Raw genomic sequence first — 8,454 nt, 5'->3', positions numbered from 1 at the left:
ACACGCCCACAGTTTCAGGACGAGTGGTCGTACACCACTCTGCTGGACTCAACCGTCATGTGAGCGGCCCCGAGTCTGTTCAGATCTTCTTCAGGCGGCCGTTCTCAGGATCGGGCGGCCGCGCCCGGCACCGGGCAGGCATCGACGGCCTCGGCGACGACCTGGGGAACCGTCGGGGGCGAAGGACGCACGCCCGCTTCCCAATCAGTGCCTACGAGAATGCTCGACGCGCCGAGTGCTTCGTTTTCGTCCGGTGTGAATGCCCTTGCTCGACTGAGGAATCTGAATCCTTCAGGAGACTCCAGGCTGAATCCACTGCCGCGGCCGGGCACGACGTCCAGCACCAACTGGGTGTGCTTCCAGGCTTCGAACTGTGATCCGGAAATCCAGACCTGTACAGCGTCGGTTCCGGTGGGAAGGTCTTCGGGAATCTCTCCGACCGCAAGTCGGAGATCGACGATTCCGAGTAGTACGTCACGGTCCCCGACGATGAATTCGCCTGAGGGATAACACATCGGGGCCGAGCCGTCGCAGCATCCGCCGGATTGATGCATCATCAGTTCGCCGTGAGTCCCGCTGAGGCGGCGTAGCAGGTCAGCCGCCCCAGCGGTGGTCACCAACCGGGGTGGAACGGCGCCGGTATCGGGTGTGTCCGTGGCGCTCATTCCAACCTCCGTGTGTTTGTGCAGGTTTCGCGTGTTGCAGTCCCTCGCACCGGCACCCGCAGCGAGGGGCTCACGGGTGCCGGTGGGTCGATCAGAAGAAGCCCTGAGCCTTCTGGGCGTAGCTGACCAGGAGGTTCTTGGTCTGCTGGTAGTGCGAGAGCATCATCAGGTGGTTCTCGCGGCCGATGCCGGACTGCTTGTATCCACCGAAAGCGGCGTGTGCCGGGTACTGGTGGTACGTGTTGGTCCAGACGCGACCGGCCTGGATGTCGCGGCCTGCGCGGTACGCAACTCCGCCGTCGCGGGACCAGACACCGGCGCCCAAACCGTAGAGCGTGTCGTTGGCGATTTCGATGGCCTCGTCGTAGTCCTTGAACGAGGTGACCGAGACGACGGGTCCGAAGATCTCTTCCTGGAAGATGCGCATCTTGTTGTTGCCGGTGAACACCGTCGGCTGGACGTAGTAGCCGCCGGACAGGTCTCCGCCGAGTTCGGCCCGCTCACCACCAGTGATGACCTTGGCGCCTTCGGCCTTGCCGATCTCGATGTACGAGAGGATCTTCTCGAGCTGATCGTTGCTGGCCTGGGCACCGATCATGGTGTCGGTGTCGAGCGGATCCCCTTGGCGCACAGCCTTGGTGCGAATGGCGGCCATCGCGAGGAACTCGTCGAAGATGTCTTCCTGGATCAGCGAACGTGACGGGCAGGTGCAAACCTCGCCCTGGTTGAGGGCGAACATCGTGAAGCCCTCGAGTGCCTTGTCCTGGTAGTCGTCGTTGGAGGCGAGGACGTCGGAGAAGAAGATGTTGGGGCTCTTGCCACCGAGTTCGAGGGTCACGGGGATGAGGTTCTGCGACGCGTACTGCATGATCAGGCGACCTGTGGTGGTTTCACCGGTGAACGCGATCTTCTTGATACGCGGGCTCGACGCGAGCGGCTTTCCGGCCTCGACGCCGAAGCCGTTGACGATGTTGAGCACACCGGCAGGCAGCAGGTCACCGATGATGCCGATGAGGTGCAGGATCGAGACGGGTGTCTGCTCGGCAGGCTTGAGCACGATGGCATTGCCGGCAGCAAGGGCGGGTGCGAGCTTCCACACGGCCATGAGGATCGGGAAGTTCCACGGAATGATCTGGCCGACTACGCCGAGCGGCTCGTGGAAGTGGTACGCCACGGTGTCGGAGTTGATCTCCGAAAGCGAACCTTCCTGTGCGCGAATAGCTCCCGCGAAGTAGCGGAAGTGATCGATGGCGAGCGGAATGTCGGCGTTGAGGGTCTCGCGGATCGGCTTGCCGTTGTCCCACGACTCGGCGAGTGCGATGGATTCGAGGTTCTCCTCCATACGATCAGCGATCTTGTTCAAGATGATCGCGCGCTCGGCGACCGAGGTCTTGCCCCAGGCCGGAGCTGCTGCGTGCGCTGCGTCGAGAGCGAGCTCGATGTCTTCTGCGGTGGAACGAGCCACATCACAGAAATTCTGTCCGGTCACCGGTGTCGGGTTCTCGAAGTACTGACCCTTGACCGGAGCAACCCATTCGTTGCCGATCCAGTTGTCGTATCGAGACTGGAAGGACATGATCGCGTCGGCGGTACCTGGGCGGGCGTACACGGTCATTGCAAGCTCCTATGTAAACGTGATCTTCCTGGGCGCACCCACCAAATCGGTGACTGCAATCCCACCCCCCGGTGGGGTGTGATTCACAACACTAGGAGTTGCAACGTTGCAAGTACGTTGCGTGCGAGAAACGCAGATGATTCTCAGATGCCCAATTGGCGGTCGAGGAGATCAATTCTTGCCTGGACCTGCGAATACAGCGGAGATTGAGGATCCAACGTGGACAGGTAGGCCTCCCACACGACGGAGTCTTCGCGCCCGTGTACGGACGTGGTCCACCGGGCCAGAAGGTTGGCGTCACCTCCACGCAGCAGAGCCGCCTGAACCCTGGTGCGTAGTTCTTCCCGCACCTCTTCGATTCCCGGGGAGGCCGAGCCTGCCAGTACCGGGCCCGAATACAGTTTCATCGCCGTCGCCGCGTCTCCGCGATCCAACGCTGCCCGCACGTCGCCGACGTCTGTCGTGAACTCCGTGATGATCCGATAAGGACGCGAAGCGAGCCGGTCGGCGCCGAAAACCTTACGAAGCCGCGACATTTCCGCGCGAATGGTCACTGCGTCGAGCTCCCCCTCGTCGAGCAGGACCGCAAGGTGGTCGGAGCTGAGACCCTCCGGATGTTCGGAGAGCAGAAGGAGAATCTCGGCGTGACGCTGCGAAATCGGGATGCGGTCACCGCCGCGAACCAGCGTCGGCCGGCCGGCACCGAATGTTTCGAGGCGCGGAGCCGTGGCGCTGAGCGGGATAGGCGAGTTCAAGAGGTGGAATCGCAATTCCGATTCGGCGGCCGCAACAGTTGCACGGATCAGCGACAGCACTTCGGGAACCGCGACCCTGGGACCACCGGTGATGTCGATGGCACCAAGGATTTGCCCAGTGGTGGGATCGTGGACGGGTGCGGCCGAACAACTCCAGTCGTGCACGGTTCGGTTGAAATGCTCGGATCCGAAAATCTGTACGGAGTGATCGAGAGCAAGCGCCGTTCCCGGCGCATTGGTGCCGACACGATCTTCGCTCCAGTCGGCGCCTTCGACGAAGTTCATGGACAACGCCTTGTCCTTGGCCGAGTTGTCACCCTCCACCCAGAGCAGTCGACCGTGTGCGTCACTGATCGCGATCAGCAATCCGGTCTCGGCAGCATCTTCCACCAGGAGTTTCCGAATCACCGGACGGATCAATGACATGGGATGCGCGGACCGATATTTTTCGAGTTCCAACCCCTCGAGCATCTCAGGATTGCCGACAACATCGGGATTTACTCCCTTGTTGCGGCTCCGCATCCAGGACTCGAGCACGACCGAACGGACATGGGAGTCGTCGGTCAGCCCTTGGCCGGGCACGCCGCGGGCATCGATGAACGACTGATGGGCAGACGAAAGTCGCCGCGCGAGTAACGCGACGTCATCGCCTGGCCTGACCGCCACCCACGGGTTGCCGGACACAGCCTGTTCACGTGCCATATTTTGCGTTCCTCCGCTCCGTGGACCACTGTAACGCCGATCACAGCCCGTAGGCGAGAACGACCATTCGGTATGACTGTCGACCTAGCCTGCCGCCACTCGCGGTCACTCGTCACCGAGCAGGATGGCGCTTGCTCGTTCCGCGACCATTACCGCGGTCGCGTGTGGGCCGCGGGTCGGGATCGTCGGCAGGATTGACGTGTCAACAATACTGAGTCCTTGCGCGCCGATCACACGGCACCGATCATCGACGACTGCGAACGGGTCCGATTCGGCGCCCATCACGCAGCTACCGGACATGTGCAAGGACGTACCGAGGCGAGATTCGACCCACTCGTCGGTGTACTCCACGACGGGGCGATCGATCAACCCGGTCTCGGCGATCGACTCGAGAAGGTTCTCGGCGATCTGCATTCCTTCCCGATTGGCTGCTCGATCGTGCGTCGACGCGACGTAGTTGTATCGAATACGCGGTGCCCCAGCGGGATCCCCCGATGCCAGTTCGATGCTCCCACGACTGCGCGGCGCCATGAGGACCACCCCGACGCCGTGATCCATGCGAGGCACACCGGGAACCAAGTCTGTGAAAGATGCGGTGTACGGGCGGATTTCAAGCTCGGCGAGATTGAGTGCAGTCTCCAGCACCGGTGTCTGCGAGCGAATCGCACGAGGCGTCGAAAAATGGTACGGCAGCAGCACTTCCGGATGGTCGACGAAGTTCTGGCCGACGCCATGTCGATCGAGAATGACGGAAACTCCTTGCTCTGCAAGTTGTTCCGCCGGACCAACACCGGAATTCAAGAGAATGTGCGGCGTCGCCACCGCACCCGAACACACGATCACGTGGTCGGCATGAATGCGTCGGACGTTGCCGTCGTCGAGAACGTCGACGCCGACCGCACGGGTTCCCGAGAATACGATGCGAATGACGTTCACTCCGGATTCCACCCGCAAATTCGGGCGGTGCAACGCCGGCATCAGATACCCGATCGCAGTACTGATCCGACGATGATCCGCCACGTTCAGTGGCACTCGGCCGACGCCGAACGAGTCCGGCGCATTCTTGTCGACGTCGTCGGGAAAACCTGCTCCGAGCGCTGCCGCATGAAACTCACCGCTCAGTGGATGCAGTTGGTCCCACGCTCGACGCTCGACCGGGATCGGACCGGCGGTCCCGTGGAACTCGCTCTCGAAATCACGATCCGTCTCAGACTTCTTGAAGTACGGCAAGACGTCGTCGTATCGCCAAGCACTCGGCCAGTTCTCGAAATCTGCGCGGGTCGCGCGCATGAAGTATGCACCGTTGACGGCCCCGGACCCACCGAGTGTCCGCCCGCGCGCAATCGTGGACGCCCGACGCGGTGTCAGTTCGACCGGATACGTCCACGTGTATTCGCTCGCAGGTCCGACCGGCAGTCGGTACGGATCACCCAGGACGTCCGGAAGTTCGAGCGCCGAACGATATCCGCTTCCCGATTCGAGGAGCATCACCGTGGCGGATGGATCTTCACTGAGCCTGGCTGCGACGACGCAGCCACACGTGCCACCACCGACAACCAGGAAATCTGCGTAGTCGGCTTCTGTCACTTGGTGATTCGAGGTTTCAGCGCCGCCCAGTCGCGAGCGTCGAACGCGCCCCGCCAGAGTCCGGCCCCATACGCGATGTCGTCTGCTCGTTTGAAGAAGACGTACCGAACCGGACCCAGCCCGCCTGGCTCACGGTGGCGATACCAGTCCACCAAACCTTCGGTGACTGCCGCAGCGACGGCCAGTCGCCGAATTCGACGGGAAGCGATCACCGCCAGAAGCGTCACCGGCCAGTAGTGACGACACATCGCCGAGGCGAGTTGCCAGAATCCTCCGACAAACCCCTGCGCAGTGAGGATCGCTGCGATCCGGGTGGGCTGACTCAGCCCGTTGAACATCTTTCGCAGGCGATACACCGTGAAGAGCAGAGCGCCCAGCGCACTCGCAAGACCGGAACGGGTCAGTGTTGCGGCGGCGATGCACGCGAAGAGCGTCGAGAACGACATCGCCATCGGCGGAACCGAACCCTCGTGTCTTGCAGCCAACGGCGCCGCGCCCGTGCCGTAGAACGCTCTCCTGGCGAACCACTTGTCGAACTGAACTCGATGATCGTGGGCGACATGCGCAACCGGTTCGTACCTCAGTCGCCAACCCGCAGCCTGCAGTCGCCAGCAGAAATCGACGTCCTCGGCCACTTCGAGACTCTCGTCGAAACCGTTGCATTCGAGTGCCACGTCGCGCCGGACGATCACGGCCGCGCTGGGAACATAGGCGACCGGACTTCCCGACTTCACCGCAGCTTCTTTGCGTCCGAGGTCGAGAGACGATCGCATGTTCTCGTACCGCGCCAGCGCCGTCCCGTACGGATCGAGGGCGACGATGCGGGGCGCAACAAGGGCAACCCCTGGATCGCTGAAGTGGCCCAACATCAACTCGAGCCAACCGGCACGCGGTATGACGTCTGAGTCGAGGAAAGCTACGAAACGTGTTTGGGCCGAACGCAATCCCGAGTTTCTCGCTGCCGAGGGTCCGCGGGCGCTCTCGTGCCGCACCACTGTGATGGTTCCGGTGCCCGGGCAGGCGCGACGGGGCTCCACCGGCACTTCCGAACCGTCGTCGACAACGATGACGGTCAGATCCTTGAGGACGGGCAGTAGGCGTTCGACGCCGGCCTGGTTGTCCTTGACCGGAATCACGACGGTGACATCTGCAGCAGACGGTGTCGACATCGGACGAGGATTCGCGACGCCTGAATCGAGAAGGTGACGAGCAACCGCAGCGCTCTGCTGGTCGACCACCTCGAGGAAGCCGTCACCGATCATCGCCGCAGCCGTCGGAGCCAGCTTGAGCATCCGTGTCGGAGAGCCGCCGATGAGCACCCGGCCGCCCGAGTACGTGCGCACCTTGGGGTCCAACCGAATGCCGAAGCCGTCGGGGAGTCTTGCTGGTCGCATCAGATGATCGTAAGGGACGTAGCCCGTCGTGCTGCAACTCGTCGCAGCCTCGAAAGCCGTCGCAGGTGGACCGTCCGCCCCCACTCGGTCGTGGTCGTCACCGAAGCCTCCCATCTGGACCAGGCTCCCACCGGGCCAGTCCATCCGTCACGCGTCCTACCAACTCACCGAAGATGTATGCGCCGTCTTCGGCGGTAGCCCCGACTGGATTGCCGAGAACGCCGTTTTGCGACACAGCGACCATACCGCCCGAACGCATTCCTGGCATCAGGTCCGCGATAGGAGACAAATTTCCTGTCTCAGCAAGGCTCATGTGCACCAAATCGGGCGAAAGGTGCAGCAATAGGCTCGTTTCAGTGTGCCCCGCGTGCGCATCGGCACCCGCAACAGCGCACGGCACCCAAGCGGCGTCACGTCCCTCGTATCGAAGAAGTGCCACAGCTTTGGCCAGCGCGGGACCGTTTCCGCCGTGGCCGTTGACGAACAGCACCCGCTTCGTCCACCTGAACGCCGACCTTCCGTATTCAACGACGAGGGTTTCCATAGCCTCGGCACCGATCGAAATCGTGCCGGCAAACCCTTCGTGTTCGCCGCTCGCCCCGTATTCGATGGCCGGGGCCACGACAACGTCGGGCAGAGCCTGTGCGACTGCTCTCGCGATCCGAGTGTCGGTATCGAGAGGCAGGTGCGGTCCGTGTTGTTCGAAAGAACCGACCGGGACCACGACGGTGAGCGCAGTGCCTTCGAGCGCAGGACTCGGGATGGCAGCAAGGTCACGCGGAGAACTCATCCCTCGATGGTATTGGTGCCGGCCCCTCCCACCGCAACACAGCATGCGGATACACCGGGGCATGGTTGTGCCCCGGTGTATGAGTTTTCAGTTGTCGCGGTTCACGCCGCGGTGGGCGGACTGTTCCCGCCGATCGGATGCTGATACGGATCGATCGACATGGGCGGATAGAACACCGTCTTCCGATCCGGGCCGATCTCCACTCGCCACTCGGTGTGGTGCATCGTCCGGTGGTGATGCCCGCACAACAAGATCAGATTGTCGAGATCCGTTGGGCCACCGTCATTCCAATGAACAATATGGTGAGCATCGCACCACCCCGACGGCGTCCCGCACCCCGGAAATGCGCACCCACCATCCCGAACCGCAAGAGCACTTCGCTGCGGAACTGTCGCCGTTCTTACTTCCTTGCCGCAATCGAGCGGAACACCATTCTCATCCAACAAAATTCGCGTCACGGTGCAGTCGCAGGCCAACATCCGGGCGGTATCGAGACTGATCGGCCCCACCCAATCCGTCCACGCGAACCCGAGTTCCTCCGTCGACGGCAGGAGGTCTTTCAACGCTTGCAGGTCCGTCATGTCTTTCGCCGATGCTGTGACCGTGATGTGCGGTTTCACTCCACCCTCGATCGGACCCAACCCCGCCCGCTCATACCGGCGCAACAACTCGCAAAACCCGTCCGCACGCCGTAATGCCGGAGTACGCGTGTCTTTCACGCCGTCGTTCTCCGGTGTCGGAGCGGACAGGCTCGACAGCAACGTGATCAGACGGGCCCCGTTCATCGCATCCAAATCACCCTTGACTGTGACCCGCCCGTACAAGCCTTTCGAAGCGTAGAACTCATTCCGCTCAGAGTCTTCCCCGACCGGAACACCGTCCTCACGGTTTCCGTACTGCTTCTCGATCCGCCGAATCGCCGCCCGCACCGCATCACAATCCGCGA

7 protein-coding genes are annotated in these 8,454 nt (G+C 62.3%); all 7 read right to left on the bottom strand.

What is annotated here, in order from left to right:
• Nucleotides 1-104: 104 nt before the first annotated feature.
• The gene (locus H7C86_RS36110) at nucleotides 105-665 is read right to left on the bottom strand and encodes a DUF779 domain-containing protein (protein WP_182263439.1); all 561 of its coding nucleotides are present in this window, start codon (nucleotides 663-665) and stop codon (nucleotides 105-107) included.
• 91 nt (nucleotides 666-756) lie between these two features.
• Nucleotides 757-2,280 (bottom strand): aldehyde dehydrogenase, encoded by a 1,524-nt coding sequence (gene adh / locus H7C86_RS36105; protein WP_007730158.1) that lies wholly within the window; start codon nucleotides 2,278-2,280, stop codon nucleotides 757-759.
• Between the two features lie 143 nt (nucleotides 2,281-2,423).
• Nucleotides 2,424-3,737, bottom strand: coding sequence for a helix-turn-helix domain-containing protein (locus H7C86_RS36100; protein ID WP_019744245.1), 1,314 nt, complete (start codon nucleotides 3,735-3,737; stop codon nucleotides 2,424-2,426).
• Nucleotides 3,738-3,842: 105 nt separating this feature from the next.
• Nucleotides 3,843-5,324, bottom strand: coding sequence for a mycofactocin system GMC family oxidoreductase MftG (gene mftG, locus H7C86_RS36095; protein WP_182263438.1), 1,482 nt, complete (start codon nucleotides 5,322-5,324; stop codon nucleotides 3,843-3,845).
• Nucleotides 5,321-6,718 carry a mycofactocin biosynthesis glycosyltransferase MftF gene (mftF, locus tag H7C86_RS36090; protein WP_020906864.1) on the bottom strand — a complete coding sequence of 466 codons (1,398 nt, stop codon included), beginning with the start codon at nucleotides 6,716-6,718 and terminating at the stop codon, nucleotides 5,321-5,323. The genes mftG and mftF overlap by 4 nt, the downstream gene beginning before the upstream one ends.
• Nucleotides 6,719-6,815: 97 nt before the next feature.
• A complete protein-coding gene (mftE, locus tag H7C86_RS36085) occupies nucleotides 6,816-7,508 on the bottom strand; it encodes a mycofactocin biosynthesis peptidyl-dipeptidase MftE (protein WP_019744248.1) in 693 nt (230 codons plus the stop codon).
• A gap of 101 nt (nucleotides 7,509-7,609) precedes the next feature.
• Nucleotides 7,610-8,454 (bottom strand): HNH endonuclease signature motif containing protein (locus H7C86_RS36080; protein WP_182263437.1); only part of this gene is annotated, 845 nt, incomplete at its 5' end.

This window comes from Rhodococcus sp. UFZ-B548 (assembly GCF_903819475.1).
GTDB lineage: Bacteria > Actinomycetota > Actinomycetes > Mycobacteriales > Mycobacteriaceae > Rhodococcus_F > Rhodococcus_F erythropolis.
The sequence above is the reverse complement of the archived record's forward strand: the minus strand, read 5'-3'. Positions and strand labels throughout refer to the sequence as shown.

Excerpts from the sequence above, each read along its gene's own strand:
- mftF (WP_020906864.1), bottom strand. The coding sequence starts at position 6,718 with ATGCGACCAGCAAGACTCCCCGACGGCTTCGGCATTCGGTTGGACCCC.
- mftE (WP_019744248.1), bottom strand. The coding sequence starts at position 7,508 with ATGAGTTCTCCGCGTGACCTTGCTGCCATCCCGAGTCCTGCGCTCGAA.
- H7C86_RS36100 (WP_019744245.1), bottom strand. The coding sequence starts at position 3,737 with ATGGCACGTGAACAGGCTGTGTCCGGCAACCCGTGGGTGGCGGTCAGG.
- H7C86_RS36110 (WP_182263439.1), bottom strand. The coding sequence starts at position 665 with ATGAGCGCCACGGACACACCCGATACCGGCGCCGTTCCACCCCGGTTG.
- adh (WP_007730158.1), bottom strand. The coding sequence starts at position 2,280 with ATGACCGTGTACGCCCGCCCAGGTACCGCCGACGCGATCATGTCCTTC.